This window comes from Sphingomonas sp. SP3 (assembly GCF_058514305.1).
Genome location: NZ_JBZSOE010000001.1, coordinates 840,136 through 855,700, shown reverse-complemented (window position 1 = coordinate 855,700; position 15,565 = coordinate 840,136). Strand labels below are relative to the sequence as shown.

The 15,565-nt window shown below is 63.2% G+C and carries 14 protein-coding genes; 8 read left to right on the top strand and 6 right to left on the bottom strand.

The window, feature by feature from the left end; all coding sequences use genetic code 11:
• Positions 1 to 49 precede the first annotated feature (49 nt).
• From ggt to AC4K8G_RS04530, 3 genes are read left to right on the top strand one after another with little or no spacing between them, the layout of a single operon-like run.
• The gene (gene ggt / locus AC4K8G_RS04540) at positions 50 to 1,795 is read left to right on the top strand and encodes a gamma-glutamyltransferase (RefSeq protein ID WP_491732983.1); all 1,746 of its coding nucleotides are present in this window, start codon (positions 50 to 52) and stop codon (positions 1,793 to 1,795) included.
• A 4-nt stretch (positions 1,796 to 1,799) separates the two neighbouring features.
• Positions 1,800 to 2,339: a GNAT family N-acetyltransferase gene (locus AC4K8G_RS04535; RefSeq protein WP_491732982.1), complete on the top strand. Its 540-nt coding sequence runs from the start codon at positions 1,800 to 1,802 to the stop codon at positions 2,337 to 2,339.
• A gap of 15 nt (positions 2,340 to 2,354) precedes the next feature.
• Complete coding sequence (locus AC4K8G_RS04530) at positions 2,355 to 3,221, top strand: dienelactone hydrolase family protein (RefSeq protein ID WP_491732981.1); 867 nt, start codon at positions 2,355 to 2,357, stop codon at positions 3,219 to 3,221.
• On the opposite strand, the gene AC4K8G_RS04525 is transcribed toward AC4K8G_RS04530, so the two are convergent.
• The 3 genes from AC4K8G_RS04525 to AC4K8G_RS04515 form a co-directional block, all read right to left on the bottom strand.
• A complete protein-coding gene (locus tag AC4K8G_RS04525) occupies positions 3,218 to 3,856 on the bottom strand; it encodes a glutathione S-transferase family protein (RefSeq protein ID WP_491732980.1) in 639 nt (212 codons plus the stop codon). The two genes, AC4K8G_RS04530 and AC4K8G_RS04525, sit on opposite strands and share 4 nt — an antisense overlap.
• 65 nt (positions 3,857 to 3,921) lie before the next feature.
• Entirely contained in the window at positions 3,922 to 5,628 is a 1,707-nt protein-coding gene (locus AC4K8G_RS04520) for a M28 family metallopeptidase (protein WP_491732979.1), read from the bottom strand.
• Positions 5,629 to 5,709: 81 nt separating this feature from the next.
• Positions 5,710 to 7,719: a prolyl oligopeptidase family serine peptidase gene (locus AC4K8G_RS04515; protein ID WP_491734410.1), complete on the bottom strand. Its 2,010-nt coding sequence runs from the start codon at positions 7,717 to 7,719 to the stop codon at positions 5,710 to 5,712.
• A gap of 328 nt (positions 7,720 to 8,047) precedes the next feature.
• Here AC4K8G_RS04515 and AC4K8G_RS04510 point away from each other — a divergent pair, with 328 nt between their 5' ends.
• Positions 8,048 to 8,992: a hypothetical protein gene (locus AC4K8G_RS04510; RefSeq protein ID WP_491732978.1), complete on the top strand. Its 945-nt coding sequence runs from the start codon at positions 8,048 to 8,050 to the stop codon at positions 8,990 to 8,992.
• 1 nt (position 8,993) lies between these two features.
• Here AC4K8G_RS04510 and AC4K8G_RS04505 read toward each other — a convergent pair whose 3' ends face one another.
• From AC4K8G_RS04505 to AC4K8G_RS04495, 3 genes are all read right to left on the bottom strand, one after another.
• On the bottom strand, positions 8,994 to 9,731 hold the full coding sequence (locus tag AC4K8G_RS04505; RefSeq protein WP_491732977.1) for a GAF domain-containing protein: 738 nt from the start codon (positions 9,729 to 9,731) through the stop codon (positions 8,994 to 8,996).
• 83 nt (positions 9,732 to 9,814) lie between these two features.
• Entirely contained in the window at positions 9,815 to 12,169 is a 2,355-nt protein-coding gene (gene clpA, locus AC4K8G_RS04500) for an ATP-dependent Clp protease ATP-binding subunit ClpA (protein ID WP_491732976.1), read from the bottom strand.
• 137 nt (positions 12,170 to 12,306) lie between these two features.
• Complete coding sequence (locus tag AC4K8G_RS04495; protein ID WP_491732975.1) at positions 12,307 to 12,507, bottom strand: DUF1192 domain-containing protein; 201 nt, start codon at positions 12,505 to 12,507, stop codon at positions 12,307 to 12,309.
• 67 nt (positions 12,508 to 12,574) lie between these two features.
• On the opposite strand from AC4K8G_RS04495, the gene AC4K8G_RS04490 reads away from it, so the two are divergent.
• From AC4K8G_RS04490 to AC4K8G_RS04475, 4 genes are all read left to right on the top strand, one after another.
• Positions 12,575 to 13,552, top strand: a complete 978-nt coding sequence (locus tag AC4K8G_RS04490; RefSeq protein ID WP_491734409.1) for an NAD(P)H-quinone oxidoreductase — start codon at positions 12,575 to 12,577, stop codon at positions 13,550 to 13,552.
• Positions 13,553 to 13,656: 104 nt separating this feature from the next.
• Entirely contained in the window at positions 13,657 to 14,361 is a 705-nt protein-coding gene (locus AC4K8G_RS04485; RefSeq protein WP_491732974.1) for a cell cycle transcriptional regulator TrcR, read from the top strand.
• 44 nt (positions 14,362 to 14,405) lie between these two features.
• Positions 14,406 to 14,657 (top strand): exodeoxyribonuclease VII small subunit, encoded by a 252-nt coding sequence (locus AC4K8G_RS04480; RefSeq protein ID WP_491732973.1) that lies wholly within the window; start codon positions 14,406 to 14,408, stop codon positions 14,655 to 14,657.
• Entirely contained in the window at positions 14,647 to 15,561 is a 915-nt protein-coding gene (locus AC4K8G_RS04475; protein ID WP_491732972.1) for a polyprenyl synthetase family protein, read from the top strand. Before AC4K8G_RS04480 ends, AC4K8G_RS04475 begins: the two co-directional genes overlap by 11 nt.
• Positions 15,562 to 15,565 lie beyond the last annotated feature (4 nt).

Genomic DNA, 15,565 nt, shown 5'->3' with positions numbered 1-15,565 from the left:
GCTTGACGAGCGATCGCATTTGGCGGGAGGCTCCTACTTCCAATTTCTTATGACGAGGGTGCAGATGATTGCGCAGCGACTGAACTTGATCCTTGCGAGCGCGGCCACGCTCGCGCTGGTTAGCGCAATGCCGGCGCAGGCGGCTTCACCGACTCCGGTCGGCGCGGAGCATGGCATGGTCGTCACTGCCCATCGCCTCGCGTCGAAGGCGGGAATCGACGTGCTGAAAAGCGGCGGCAATGCCGTCGATGCGGCGATCGCTGTCGGTTACGCGCTCGCAGTTACTTTCCCCGAAGCCGGCAACCTTGGCGGCGGCGGCTTCATGACCATTCGCTTTAACGACGGTCGAACCGCTTTCATCGACTTCCGCGAAATGGCGCCCGGGGCCGCGACCGCGACCATGTACCAGGATGCGAACGGAAACCCGGTCCCTGAGCTGAGCCGGCGTGGCTATCTCGCGGTCGGCATTCCGGGCACCGTGGCAGGCCTCGAATTGGCGCGGGAGAAATATGGCACGCGGCCGCGCGGGGCACTAATGGCCAGCGCGATCAGCCTCGCGCGCGACGGCTTCGTGCTCGACCAGGGCGACGCGGACATGTTGGCAGACGCGGCGGAAGAGTTCCGCAAGGACGGGCCTAGCGCGGCGATCTTCCTCAACAAGGGCCAGCCATGGAAGCCCGGCCAACGCCTGGTGCAGACGGACCTTGCAAACTCGCTTTCGCTGATCGCTAAGGGCGGCACGAAGGCATTTTACAATGGGTCAATAGCGGCCAAGATCGCGGCGGCGAGTAAGGCTGGCGGTGGCATCATCACCACCACCGACTTCGCCAATTACAAAGCCCGCGAGATGAAGCCGCTCGAATGCGACTATCGCGGCTATCACATGATCTCGGCGCCGCCGCCAAGTTCGGGCGGCGTAGTGCTTTGCGAGACGTTCAACATCCTCGAAGGCTATCCGCTCGGTGAGCTTGGCTTCCGTTCGGCCGCGGGCACGCATTTGCTGACCGAGGCGATGCGGCGCGCGTACCATGATCGCAATTTGAACCTCGGCGACCCGAGCTTCGTGACGGTCGACACCGCCCACTTCATCGACAAAGGCTACGCGGCGGAGCTGCGGAAGGAGATCGACCCCAATAAAGCGACGCCCTCGGCCAGCCTCGGCGGCATCGGTGCCGGCGCTGAAGGCCAGAACACGACGCACTTCTCGATCGTCGACAAGGACGGCAACGCGGTCTCACTGACCTACACGCTCAACGACTGGTTCGGCGCGCATGTTACGGCTGCCGGCACCGGAATCCTGCTCAACGACGAAATGGACGATTTCTCGGCAAAGCCGGGATCGCCCAACATGTACGGCCTGGTCGAAGGCCCCAACAACGCCGTCGCTCCCGGCAAAAGGCCATTGTCATCAATGACCCCGACCATCGTGACCAAGGACGGCAAGCTGGCAATGGTCGTCGGCACGCCGGGCGGCAGCCGCATCCCGTCGGCCGTGATCGAGACGATTAGCAACATCATCGACTACGGGATGACGGTAACCGACGCGGTCAATGCGCCGCGCATCCATCACCAATGGCTGCCTGACGAGATCGGGTACGAAAAGTACGGCCTCAGCGCGGACACGATCGCGAAGCTCGAGAGCATGGGCCACAAGGTCGTCCCGATGGATTACGGCAACCACGTCGCCGCGATTCTGGTTGGGGCGCCAGCGATTGGCGCGAAGCCGCTCGGTGATATGAAGCTCTATGGGGCAATCGATCCGCGCCTCAACCTCGGAGACGTCGAAGGCTATTGAGTCGATGGCGGGCCTTACCCACCGCCTTGCCACGCTGGATGACCTTGACACGCTGCGCGAGGTCATGCGCCGTTCGATTGCGGCGCTGCAGACTGGATTCCTGACGCCCGAGCAAGTGCGCGTCAGCCACACGGTGATGGGGCTCGACACGCAGCTCATTAAGGACGACACCTATTTCGTGGTCGAGTGCGACGGGCGCATAGCCGGCTGCGGAGGCTGGAGCTGGCGCTCGACCCTTTACGGGGGCGACGAAAGCTTGGTGTCGCGTGAACCGGAACCACTCGATCCCGCCACAGACTCCGCGCGGGTTCGGGCGATGTACACCGACCCCGATTTTGCCCGCCAGGGTGTCGGGCGGATGGTCATTAGCTTGTGTGAGGCCGCGGCGCGAAGCGCCGGGTTCAAGCGCGCGACGATGATGGCGACGATGGCCGGCGTGCCGCTGTATGAAGCGTGCGGCTATGTTCAGGTCGAACCGATCATGAGCGCGCCGGTCGACGGCATCCGCGTGCCTTTGGTAAGGATGGAAAAGCCGCTCGAGTGACTTGGGAGACGATCGATGTGTGACAAAGACAATAACGGCCCGTTCATCGTCGACACCTCGTTCACGCGGCGCTCCGTCGTTCTCACCATGTTATCGCTCGCTGCCGCCGCAGCGCTCCCCGGCTGCGCGTTCGCCGCAAACGTCACGGAAAAGGACGTGATGGTGGAGATGCCGGACGGGAAAGCCGATGCGGCCTTATTCCATCCGGCCGGGGCGGGGTCGTGGCCCGCGGTGCTCATGTGGCCCGATATCCTGGGACTTCGTCCAGCCTTCCGCGACATGGGCCGGCGGCTCGCCGCGCAAGGTTATGTCGTCCTGGTCCCGAATCCATTCTATCGGACCAAGCGAGCGCCTATTGTTACTGGTCCTTTCGACTTCAACGATCCCAAGCAGGTCGCGCCGTTGATGGACCTGAAGGCAACCTTGACCGACGAGCGCATCGACAAGGACGCGGCGGCGTTTATCGCCTTTCTCGACCAACAGAAGCAGACCGACCGGAAGCGCGGCGCGGGCGTCCAGGGTTATTGTTTTAGCGGCCCGTTTGCATTCCGCACCGGCGCTGATCGCTCTGACAGAATTCGCGCGGTGGCGACCTTCCACGGCGGCGGCCTGGTCACCAAGGATCCGACGAGTCCGCACCTGCTTATCCCTAAGACCAAAGCGAGCTTCGTGGTCGCGATCGCGCAGAACGACGATGCTAAGCAGCCCGATGCGAAGGACGTGCTGAGGGCGACCTTCGCTGCTGCCAAGCGGCCCGCGGTGGTCGAGGTATTCCCGGCCGACCATGGATGGTGCGTGCCTGGGAGCCAAGCCTACAACGAGCCCGCGGCGGAGAAAGCCTGGGCAGAGCTGCTCAAGCTCTACAAGGAGAGTCTCGCCTAAGCCGGTTGCGGCTGGCGCGCCTGGATCTCGGCGATCAGCTTGCCGTCGATCTCTTTCGCCCGCTCATAGGCAGGGCGATCGGTCATCCGCCGGGCATAGTCGACGAACGCGGGACGCGGCTCCAATAGGTTGAATTGCAACATAAAATTCACGTTTGCGCCGACGAACAGGTCGGCCGCAGTGAAATGGTCGGCGGCAATATATTCCTTGCCCGTGACCGCTTTCTCGAACGTGTCGATGGCGAGGTCGTAATTGCCGTAGCCGAACATCCGCTGGCGCTCCGGCGTCGGCTCGAAACCGGCCGCCTTGTTGCTGAAAGCCGCCTCGACCGGCCCCGAGGTGAAGAAGATCCACCGATAGTAGTCCGCTCTTTCGCCGATGGGGGGCGCGAGGCGCTTCTCCGGGAAGGCGTCGGCAAGATAGCAGCAAATTGCCGCGACCTCGGTCACTACCCGGCCCTTGTGAACTAGGGCGGGAACTTTGCCCATCGGGTTGATCGATAGATAGGGCTCGGCCTTCATGGTCGAGCCATACTCCATGATCTCGGTTTCGTAGGGCTCGCCAACTTCCTCGAGCATCCAGCGGACGGTCTGTCCGCGCGACATCGGGTGCGTGAAGAATTTGAGGTCGGCCATTCGCGAGTCTCCTCCCAGAGACATGCGATCTACTCCTCTCGCGATGCGCGCTCCAGTCTTGGGGGCTAGCCCCGCTCTCCCTTCGTCGGTGCCGCTGCAGGAGCCGTCTCGTCCGGACGCTCACTGGCGGACTTGTCGCGGGTGCCGCGGAATTCACTGTCCGTCGACCAGTTGGGCCAAGCGCGCGAGTTAGCGAGATCGCGCCCGAGGTTGTGAAGCAGCTGCGTATCTTCGGCCATGCCGGTGAAATCCCACGCCGTCGACCATTCGTCGCTCGGCTGGTGGTAGTGCTTGGCGGTATATTCCTTGTCGAGCGCTTCGCCGCGGGCGACCCCGCCGTTCACCAGGTCGTTGCCGTCGCCAAAACTGATCGCCGGGACGCCGACCTTGGCGAAGGAGAAGTGGTCGGAGCGATAGAAGCGGCCGGCCTCCGGGTGCGGGTCGGGGCTGTAATAACGGCCCTGCTTCTTTCCTTCCGCGATCAGCATATCGAGGAGATCGAGCTTTGCATTGCCCGAGATGGTGAAGTTCTTCGTCTTGCCGTGGATCGAGCCGCCGTCGGTATTGATGACGCCCGCCGTCTTGGCAGCGGGGAACAGCGGGTTCTGGGCATAATATTCGCTACCCAGCAGGCCCTTTTCCTCGGCGGTGACGGCGAGGAACACGACCGAGCGATCGGTGCGGGGCTCGCGCGCAAAGGCGCGCGCCTGCTCGAGCAGCTGCGAGATGCCGGTCGCGTTGTCGAGCGCGCCATTATAGATGGTGTCACCGCGATCGTCGGGTCGACCGACGCCGAGATGGTCCCAGTGCGCCGAGTAGATCACGGTCTCGTCGGGATATTTCTTGCCGGGCAGATAGCCAACGACATTGTGCGAGGTGATGGTCGCGACCTGGGCCTGGGCATTGGCCGTCAGCGTGGCCTTCAGCGGGATCGGCTGGAAGTTGCGCATCTTCGCGGCGGCTTTTGCAGAATCGAAGCTGAGACCCGAGGCGGCGAAGATTTGTTCGGCGAGTGAGCGCTGGATCCAGCTTTCGAACCCGGGATGCGATCCGGCCGGATTCTGCCGGACGATGTCGAAGTTGGGGATTGTGTTCGAGTTCTTGACCGTGTTCCATCCGTAGGAAGCGGGGACGGTCTCGTGAACGATCAGCACGCCGGCGGCGCCGCGCCGCGCTGCTTCCTCAAATTTGTAGCTCCAGCGGCCGTAATAGGTCATCGCCTTGCCGCCGAAATCGCCGTCGCCGCCGCCTTCGAAATCAGGGTCGTTGATGAGAACGACGAGCAACTTTCCGCGAACGTCCTGGCCCTTGAAGTCGTCCCAGTTACGCTCGGGCGCGCTGACTCCGTAGCCGACGAACAGCAGCGGGGTGTTGGCGAGGTTGATCGAGTTCTGGCCATTGAGCGGCGCGCGCAGCGCGATTTCATTGCCCTGCGTCAGTTGCATGGTCTGACCGTTGCCGAGGTTCAGGCTGAGCTGTGGCGCGGCCGGCCATTCGGACTTGAGCAGCGGCACATTCTGGAACCAGCTGCGCTGTCCGCCGACGGTGTCGCCGGCCGGCTTCAGCCCGATCGCCTTCATCTGGTCGGCGATATAATTGATCGTCTTGGTCTCGGCGCGCGTTGCCGGCCCGCGGCCCTCGAAAGCATCGGACGAGATGAACTTGTCGACGTCGGACATCCGCTGGGCGCTTATGCCGCCGGTCGATTGAGCGGCAGCGGGAATTGCGGCCAGCACCATCGCAGCACCGGCAAACCAGCGGAACTTCGTCATTCAAATCTCCCCAAAATCAGGCAATGGTCATGACCCAGCCGGTAGACGGCCAGACCTCAAAAAAGTTGCAGAAACCGGGGCTTAGCGCGCCGCGATTGCAGGCTTGTCCGTGCGATAGCGATCGAACCACGCGAGGATCGCGCTGGCCTTCGCCGCAGCCTGACTCGGTCGCGCGGCGATGCCGCCGTGGCTCGCGCCCGTAATCTTCACCAAGGCCGTCGGAATACCGCGAATCTGAAGCGCCGTATAATATTGCTCGGCCTGGCTGACGGGCGTGCGATAGTCTTCACTCCCAACAACCACCAGGGTCGGCGTCTTGACGTTGCCGACGAGGCTCAGCGGCGAATATTTCCAATAGCCCTGCGGATCTTCCCACGGACGCTCCTTGCGCCAACCAGGCGAGAAGCCCGCCGCGAAGTCGGTCGTGAGCGAGAAGCTGGCAAGCTCGATCACCGGCTTCTGGGTCGCGGCCGCGCGGAAGCGGTCGGTCTTGCCGACGATCCAGGCGGTCAGCACGCCGCCGCCGGATCCACCCGTCACGAACAAATTGTTGGGATCGACGTGGCCGGTGGCGATGGCCGCGTCGACCGCGCTCATCAGGTCGTCATAGTCGTGACCGGGATAATCCTTCTCGATCCCGTCGATGAACTCCTGCCCGTAGGAGGTCGACCCACGCGGGTTGGAATAGAGCACGATGTATCCGTCGGCCGCATAGAGCTGATCGTCCGTCGAGAAGTTGGGGCCATAAGCAGCCTGGGGCCCGCCGTGGATCTCCAGGATCATCGGGTAGCGCTTGGCAGGATCAAAATCCGGCGGCGTAATCATCCATGCATCGATCGGCCGCTTGTCGTAGCTCGAGGTGACCGCGAGTTTCTGCGGTTGGCCGAGCACCTTGGCCTGCAACTGCTCATTGAGGTGAGTGAGCTTTCGAACGCTTCCGCTGGTCGCCACGCCGACATCCGAGGGGTGAAGGTTGTCACCGACGGTTACCGCCACGGCACCACCCCGAGACACGCTGAATTCTCCGCCGCTGTAGGGCCGGTCGAGCCCGCTTCCGGTAAGCCCAGTCGCAACGTCGCGGACAGAGCCATCAAGCCCGACCCGGGCTACGCGATTGCTGCCATGTTCGTCGTAGAGGACGTAGATTGAACGGCCGTCGGCGGACCAGACGGGGTTTGTGACCGCTCGATCGAAGTTGCCGGTAACCAGGCGTTTGCCCGAACCATCGATGTTCATCACCGACAATTTGGTGTCTTTAGCGGCGCGGCCGTCGTCGTCCGACCCGGTATAGGCAATGAGGCGCCCGTCCGGCGAGACTGCAGGCGTACCGTCCGGACCCTTGCGGTCGGTGAGCGCTACCGGCGCTCCGCCATTGATGCTGACGCGATAGACCTCGCTCTCATTGAGTTCGCGTTCCCAATTCTTGCCCATGTTCGCGCCGAACAGCACCGACCGGCTGTCGGGCGTCCAGGCGATCTGCCCGCCCCCGGCATTGACCGCGCCGAAGGTCAGCTGCGTCGGAGCGCCGCCGTCAGCCGGAACCCAGAAAATCTGGGTGTAACCGGGCTTGAAATAGCCCGCGCCGTCGAAGCGGTAGGTGACCGCATTGATAAATTCGAGCGGGTCTGCCCACTTCGCGCCATCGGGCTTGGGCGGGGCGGAACCGAGGCGCATGCCTTCGTCTGGGACGAACATCGAATAGGCGATCCGGCGGCCGTCGGGAGACCATGCGATCGTGTCCGGGCTGTCCGGAAGGCCGGTGATCTTGGCGCTTTCACCGTTCGCCATCCACCGCACGTACAGTTGGGGTGCGCCGCCGTCGGCCGCGACATAGGCGAGCCGCGTGCCGTCGGGCGACCAGCGGGGGGAGAAGTAAGAGCCTGAGCCTGCCTCAAGCGGGCGCTGCTGCCCGGTGGCAACATCGACCAGCCAGATCGTCGGGCGGGCCTTGTCCGTCATGATGTCGTTCGACTTGCGGACGTAGGCGATAGTGCGTCCGTCCGGACTGATCTGCGGGTCGGTCGCGACCTCTAGGTTGAATAGGTCTGAGCCGGTCAGGTAGCGCGTGGGCCCGGTCGCCGGAGCAGCCATCGCTGGAATCGAGAAGCTGGCCGCCGCCAGCAACGCCGCGAACGGCGAAAGCGCGCGAAGTCGAGTCACGGATTTTCCCCTCCGGATTGAATTGCCGCACTTTCAACTTTCGTAAGATCTGGGCAAGCGTCTTCGCTCACCGGCAGTGACTCTTCGACGAACGCACAGATGAGCGGGCATCGAACTTATCGCCGCTCGGCCAATTTTTATTGGCCTTCGCGCGCGCGAGGCTGCTTTTCTTGTGAGGGATTTTGACCGCTGGAAGCAGGATGCCGGCAAGGGCGCCGGGAGTTAGGCTTGCGATGAGTCAAACATGGGGGAAGTTAGGGTGAAGTTCGTTCTGCGTGCCGTTATGGCTGCTCTAACCCTTTCGATCGCGGCACCAGCCACGGCCGAGGACAGACACGCGGCGTACACCCAGGCCCTCGGCGACGCGATGAAGACGGCGCGGTGGACCGGCCCGCTGCTTGCGTCGACGCCGGAGACGTTGCCGGCGGGGCATTTCTATACCGAGCCTTATTTCTTCGACGTGATCCAGGGCGGCGATCATCATCCGGGATCGTCGGGCTATTACCAATACGGGCTTGCAGAGAATTTCACGGTCGGATTCCAGCCCAGCTTTTCAAAGGGCGTGCAGGGCCCGGACCGAAGCGCCGCGATCGGCGACTTCAAGCTGCTGTCGCAGCTCCGGTTGACTCATTTCACGCCGGAGCATCGCATCCCGAGCATTGCGGTCGTGCTGCAGGAAGTCATTCCGACCGGCAAATTCGATCATCTCAAGCCCAACAAGAACGGGCACGGATTTGGATCATTCGCGACCGAAATCGGGGTCAACGTCCAGCACGTCTTCCTGCTCGACAATGGTCGGCTGCTTCGCGCGCGATTCAACTGGCTCCAGCGCTTCTACCACGGCGGCGACGTCGAGGATCGCAGCGTCTACGGGACGGGAGCCGGGTTTCGGGGCCATGCGAAGCCCGGCGACATCACCACTTTCATCGGCGCGGTGGAGTATAGCGTGACGCGCGAATGGGTGCTGGCGTTCGACGTCACTCGCGAATCCACCACCAAGGGCAGGCTCCGCGGTAGCTACAGCGGTGGCGGGCCGGCAATTGATGAGCGCTTTCCGTCGACGCACTATGTCAGCTTTGCGCCCGCGGTCGAATACAACTGGAGCGACCGAACCGGCGCGATCTTGGGCGTGTGGGTCATTCCCAAGGGTCACAACGTGCCGTCGTCGGTGACTCCGGCGTTAGCGATCAGCCGTTTCTGGTAGACTAGGCTGACTGGGGCCTCGGTTCGGCCGGCACCGGAAAGTTCTGCGCGCGGACGATTTCGGCAAACTTGTCGACGTCCTTGACGAGAGCCTCAATCGCCTCCCTGCCTTCTTCCCCTAGGATGGCGCCATGTTGCATAATCGCTCCAGTGACGGCCTGCATCGCGGCGATCTGTTTCGGCAGTATCTCGATCGCGTCGACGGTGGCGTGGGGATTGCGAGCCCAAGTGATTGTCCGGGCGACATTTCCCGTGATGAAGTCAATCAACTTGAGTTCGTCGCGGGTCGGGGCGCCAGGCGACCGATGATAGATCGCAAAGGTGCCCATTACGCCGCCATCGGACCGGCGAATCGGGGTGGACCAGCAGGACCTCAGGCCGTGGGGAAGCGCAAGATCGCGATAGGCGGCCCAGCGCGGGTCGGTCGCGATGTCCGATACGTAGACGGGCTCGCCGAGATAGGCCGCGGTTCCGCAGGAGCCGGCCGAGGGTCCAATTTCCGACCCGTTGATGGCATCGACGTAGGGCTGCGGGAGGCTCGGCGCTGCGCCATGCGTCAGGTGCTTGCCGTCCGGGCTGAGCAAGAGAATCGATGTCAGTATTTCGTCGTCCGCCGCGCCTTCGACGGTGAGGAGGTGCTTGCTGAGAATATTCTCCAGTGTGTCTCCCCGACGGAGTTCGGCTACCACATCGGTCTGGCGAAGAGCCAGCAATTGCCGCAGTCCGGATGCGAAGGACATTTCAGCTCTCCCACTGAACCTACGCCGTTCCCTGGGATCATTCTAAGCGTGAACGCGGGCCGGCGAAAGCCAGCCCGCTTTGCTTATTCGGCGGCGGGCGCCGTGCCGCCGGCTTTCTTCCGCGAAGGCTTGGGCTTGGCTGGCGCTTTCGCAGCCTTTGCCTTTGTCATCTTAGGGGGAGCGGGCGTGATCTCGAACGCCGGCGCATTGTCCTTGATCCGGACCTTGACCTCACCGCCGTTGACCAGCTTGCCGAACAACAATTCTTCGGCGAGCGGCTGCTTGATCTTCTCCTGCACAAGCCGGCCCATCGGACGAGCGCCGTAGAGCTTGTCGTAGCCGCGGTGCACGATCCAATCTCGCGCTTCGTCGTCGAGCTCGATGTGGACGTTGCGGTCCGCCAGCTGGAGCTCGAGCTGCAGGATGAACTTGTCGACCACACGCGCGACCACTGCGGGCGGCAGGTAGGCGAACGGCACGACCGCATCGAGGCGGTTGCGGAACTCTGGCGTGAACATCTTGCGGATGGCGTCTTCCTGAACGTCCTCGCGGTTCGATGCGCCGAACCCGATGCCTTCGCGCGCCATATCGGACGCGCCGGCATTAGTGGTCATGATCAGGATGGTGTTGCGGAAATCAACGGTCTTGCCGTGGTGATCCGTCAGCTTGCCGTTGTCCATCACCTGCAGGAGGATGTTGAACAGGTCGGGGTGGGCCTTTTCGATCTCGTCGAGCAACAAGACCGAGTGCGGCTGTTGGTCGACTGCGTCGGTCAGCAATCCACCCTGGTCATAGCCGACATAGCCCGGAGGCGCGCCGATCAGCCGACTGACGGAGTGGCGCTCCATATATTCCGACATGTCGAAACGCTGCAGCGGAATACCCATTACGGAAGCGAGCTGACGGGCGACCTCGGTCTTGCCGACGCCGGTGGGCCCCGAGAACAGATAATTGCCGATCGGCTTGTCGGGGTCGCGAAGCCCGGCGCGCGACAGCTTGATCGCGGACGCGAGCTTCTCGATCGCCAGGTCCTGGCCGAACACCACCCGTTTCAAGTCTGCTTCGAGATGCTCGAGCACCTGCTTGTCGTCAGCCGAGACCGACTTCGGAGGGATGCGCGCCATCGTCGCGACGACCGCCTCGATCTCCTTGGGCGTGATCACCTTCTTCCGGCGCGACGGCGGCACCAGCATCTGCATTGCGCCGACTTCGTCGATCACGTCGATCGCTTTGTCCGGCAGCTTGCGGTCGTGGATGTAGCGTGCGCTGAGCTCCACCGCGGACTTAATCGCGTCCGGTGTGTAGCGGACGTTGTGGTGTCCCTCGAACGACGAGCGCAGACCGGCAATGATCTTGATCGTGTCTTCGACCGTCGGCTCGTTGACGTCGATCTTCTGGAACCGGCGCAGCAGCGCGCGGTCCTTCTCGAAATGGTTGCGAAATTCCTTGTAGGTGGTCGAGCCGATGCAGCGGATCGCGCCCGACGAAAGCGCGGGCTTCAGCAGGTTTGACGCGTCCATAGCGCCGCCCGAGGTGGCGCCGGCGCCGATCACCGTATGAATCTCATCGATGAAGAGGATCGCGTTGGGCATCTTCTCCAATTCGGAGACGACGGATTTCAGCCGCTCTTCGAAATCGCCACGGTAGCGGGTGCCAGCGAGAAGGGCCCCCATGTCGAGCGCGTAGATCACAGCACCCTTCAGCACTTCGGGAACGTCGCCCTCGATGATCTTGCGGGCTAGGCCTTCGGCGATCGCGGTTTTGCCGACGCCGGGATCGCCCACGTAGAGCGGATTATTCTTCGAGCGGCGGCACAGGATCTGCACGGTGCGGTCCACTTCGGGCATGCGGCCGATCAGCGGATCGACCTTGCCCATGCGGGCCTTCTCATTGAGGTCGACCGTGAACTGCTTGAGCGCGCTCTCCTTCTTGCCGCCCTCTTTCTCGCCCTTTTCTTCGGGGCTGCTGCCTTCCGGGCCGCGCGGCTCCGCTGCGGTCTCGCCCTTGCCGACACCGTGGCTGATATAGGTCACCGCATCGAGCCGGCTCATGTCCTGTTGCTGGAGGAAATAAACGGCGTAGCTCTCACGCTCGGAGAAGAGCGCGACGAGCACGTTTGCGCCGGTGACTTCGTCCCGACCGGATGATTGGACGTGCAGGATCGCGCGCTGGACCACGCGCTGGAAGCCGCTGGTCGGCGTCGGATCCGTTGCGCTGTCGGCGACGAGCGCGCCGAGTTCATTATCGAGATACTGCTTCACGCTGGCGCGAAGCTCGTCGCGGTTGACGCCGCAGGCGGTCATCACCTTGGACGCGTGCTCGTCATCGATCAGCGCGATCAGCAGATGTTCTAATGTCGCATACTCGTGGCGGCGCTTGGTCGCCTCACCCAGTGCGTTGTGAAGGGTTTGTTCGAGTTCGCGAGCGAAACTAGGCATTTAGGCATTCACTCCTAAGCCCCCCGAAAGCCAGCGGGCTTCCCAACCAATGTCATATGCTGGAACGCGGCAATCAAGGGCAGTGAGCCGCCTTATCCCCAGCAAAACGCTTGTTCGCCGCATCGGGGCCGCAAGAATCAGGGCTTTTTGAACAACTCTTCGGCAGCCGAACGATGGCTCTCAGCGCGACTCATATGGGCTTCAACGCGAGCGATTTCGGCTTTCAGGGACTCGATCCGCGCCTGCAGCTCCTCAATCGACATCGGGTCGAGGTCCTGCTTCGCGAGCTCAACGAGCGGGTCGCCGGGCTTGCTGGGAAAGAGGTCTTCCAGGTCCACGGGCGAATCCGTTGACCCATAGGGCGCTCAAGTCAATAAGCCGGCGGTGCCCGACGTTCCTTCCTCGATGATGGCGGTAGTCGCGCCGCAGCCCGACGGTGCGGAGGAGCTTGCACTGGTCGAGCGGCCGGTGCCGCGGCCTTCGTCCAATGAAGTGCTGATCAAAGTCGCCGCAGCCGGGGTCAATCGCCCGGACATATTGCAGCGGCGCGGACTCTATCCGCCGCCCCCCGGCGCGCCGGATATTCTTGGTCTCGAGATTGCCGGCACCGTCGTCGAAACGGGAAGGGACGCGGAGCACCTCACCGGTCAGCAAGTGTGCGCGCTGGTCGCGGGTGGGGGCTATGCTCAATATTGCGCGGCGCCGGCGGGGACGTGCTTGCCGATACCGCAGGGGCTGAAACCGGTCGAGGCGGCGGCGCTGCCCGAGACGCTGTTCACGGTCTGGGTAAACCTGTTCGAACGCGGGTTTGCGGCGGACGATGACTGGGTCCTGGTCCACGGCGGGACCAGCGGCATCGGAACGATGGCGATCGCGCTCGGGAAGCTGTTCGGGCTGCACGTCATCGTGACATGCGGGACCGATGCGAAGTGCGCCCGCGCGCTCGAGCTGGGGGCGGATGCTGCGGTCAATTATCGCGAGCAAGATTTCGTCGAGGTCGCTCAGCGGTTGACTGATCGGAAGGGTGTCAACGTTGTCCTCGACATGGTCGGTGGTGACTATTTACCGCGTAATCTCAATGCGTTGGCTGACGATGGCCGGCATGTGTCGATTGCCTTCCAGCGCGGAGCAAAGGCCGAGTTGACCATTCCGGAGGTGATGCGGCGGCGATTGACGCTGACCGGCTCGACCCTTCGCCCGCGTTCGGTCGAGTTCAAGACCATGGTCGCGGACGAGATCGCCCGAACCGTCTGGCCTTATGTCGAGGGCGGCCGGTTAAGGCCGGTCATCGACAGCAGCTTCCCATTGGCGGAAGCCGCTGCCGCGCACGCACGCATGGAAGCAGGCGATCATGTCGGCAAGATCGTGCTCGAGGTCAGCTAAAAGCCATTGTGCCTTGCCCGAACCGTGGCTGAAGTTTACATCGCCCCCAAGCCGGCCGCTCCGAGAGGGGCGGCCCAATTCATTTTTAATCCCGGAGGATTCCAGTGGCCCAGCCCCTGATGCCCCATGCGACCGCTGCCTGGCTGGTCGAAAACAGCTCGCTGACGTTCGGGCAGATCGCCGAATTCTGCGGCCTGCACATCCTTGAAGTGCAGGCGATTGCCGACGACACGGCGGCGACCAAGCTCACCGGTCGCGACCCCGTGCGCGCCGGCGAACTCACGCACGAAGAAATCGAAAAGGGTCAAAATGACCCGGATTACGTGCTCCAGATGTGGAAGGCGCCGGAGGCGGTCCGCCGCACTCGCGGTCCGCGCTACACGCCGGTCAGCAAGCGTCAGGACAAGCCCGACGGCATCGCCTGGATCATCAAGAATCACCCCGAAGTCAGCGATGGCCAGATCAGCAAGCTGATCGGTACGACGCGCACGACCATCGCGGCGATCCGCGACCGGACTCACTGGAACATGGCGAATATCACGCCGAAGGATCCGGTGACGCTCGGCCTGACAACGCAGCGCGAGCTGGACGCCGCGGTTGCAAAAGCGGCGAAAGCAGCTGGCGTCCCGGCTCCGACCGATACCCGCTTCGAAGGTGACCGCGAGGCACTGATCGAGCAACTCCGCGCCGAGCGCGAGCAGCATGTCCGTGACGCCGAGGCAGCCCTGGCGGCAGCCGAGGGCGAAGCGGTGGTCGACGAGGTGGTTCCGGGCATTCGCGACCCGTTCAAGAACACGCCGGTCGAATAGCCGCCGCCTTGATTTGAGCCTTTGCGAGGGTCAGAACCCAAGCCATGGCCACCACAGCCGATACCGACGTCAGCCAATTAAGCTTCGAGGCAGCCCTCCAGCGCCTCGAGGAGATCGTTCGCACGCTCGAAAAGGGCGAGGCGCCGCTCGATAAGTCGATCGAGCTTTACCAAGAGGGCGACCGGCTCAAACGCCACTGCGAAGCGCGGCTCAAAGAGGCTCAGGCACGGATCGAGCAAGTCGCCTTTTCCAGCGACGGCAAGCCGGCGGGGCTGAAACCTTTCGATGCCGACTGATACCATCGACCGGCTCGCGACCGACCTCGATGTGGAGGCAGGACGAGTATCGGCCGACGTCGATGACTTCTTTGCCGGATTATTGGCCGGGCCGGGCGACAGCCGCGACGGACTTTACGAAGCCATGCGCCATGCCGCGATCGGCGGTGGAAAGCGGCTTCGCCCATTGCTCACCATTGCCGCATCCCGGCTGTTCGGGATCGATCCGCAGCGTGCACTGCGGGTCGGTTGCGCGATCGAGGCGATCCACGTTTACTCGCTGATCCACGACGACCTGCCGTGCATGGATGATGCTGACCTTCGGCGGGGCAGGCCGACGGTTCACAAGGTTTTCGGCGAGGCGGAGGCCGTTCTTGCGGGCGACAGTCTGCACGCGCTGGCATTCGAGATCGTTGCACATCCTGCGACACACGAAGACCCTTGGGTGCGTTCGGACCTCGTCGTGGAACTTGCACGCGCTGTCGGTCCGGCCGGGATGGCCGGCGGCCAGATGATGGACCTCGCGTCCGAAGGCCGGGAACTCGACCTTTCTTCGATCACCCGGCTGCAGCAGCTGAAGACGGGTGCGCTCATCGAATATTCGGTCGAATCGGCTTGCATCATGGCGAAGCTGCAGGGCGACGCCCGGACGCCCTATCGAGGCTATGCGCGCAACATCGGCCTGGCATTCCAGATCGCCGACGACCTGATTGACCACAGCGGTGATGAAGCCGCGGCCGGAAAGCGGACGGGGAAGGATGCGCCGGCCGGCAAGGCAACCTTCGTTTCGCTGCTTGGCGAAGAGCGCGCCCGCCAACAGGCAGGAGTGCTGGTCACCCAAGCCATCGAGCATCTTTCCGGTCACGGCGGTGAGGCGGATTTGCTGCGCGCCATCGCCCGTTTCGCTATCGAGCGCGATCACTAAGGGG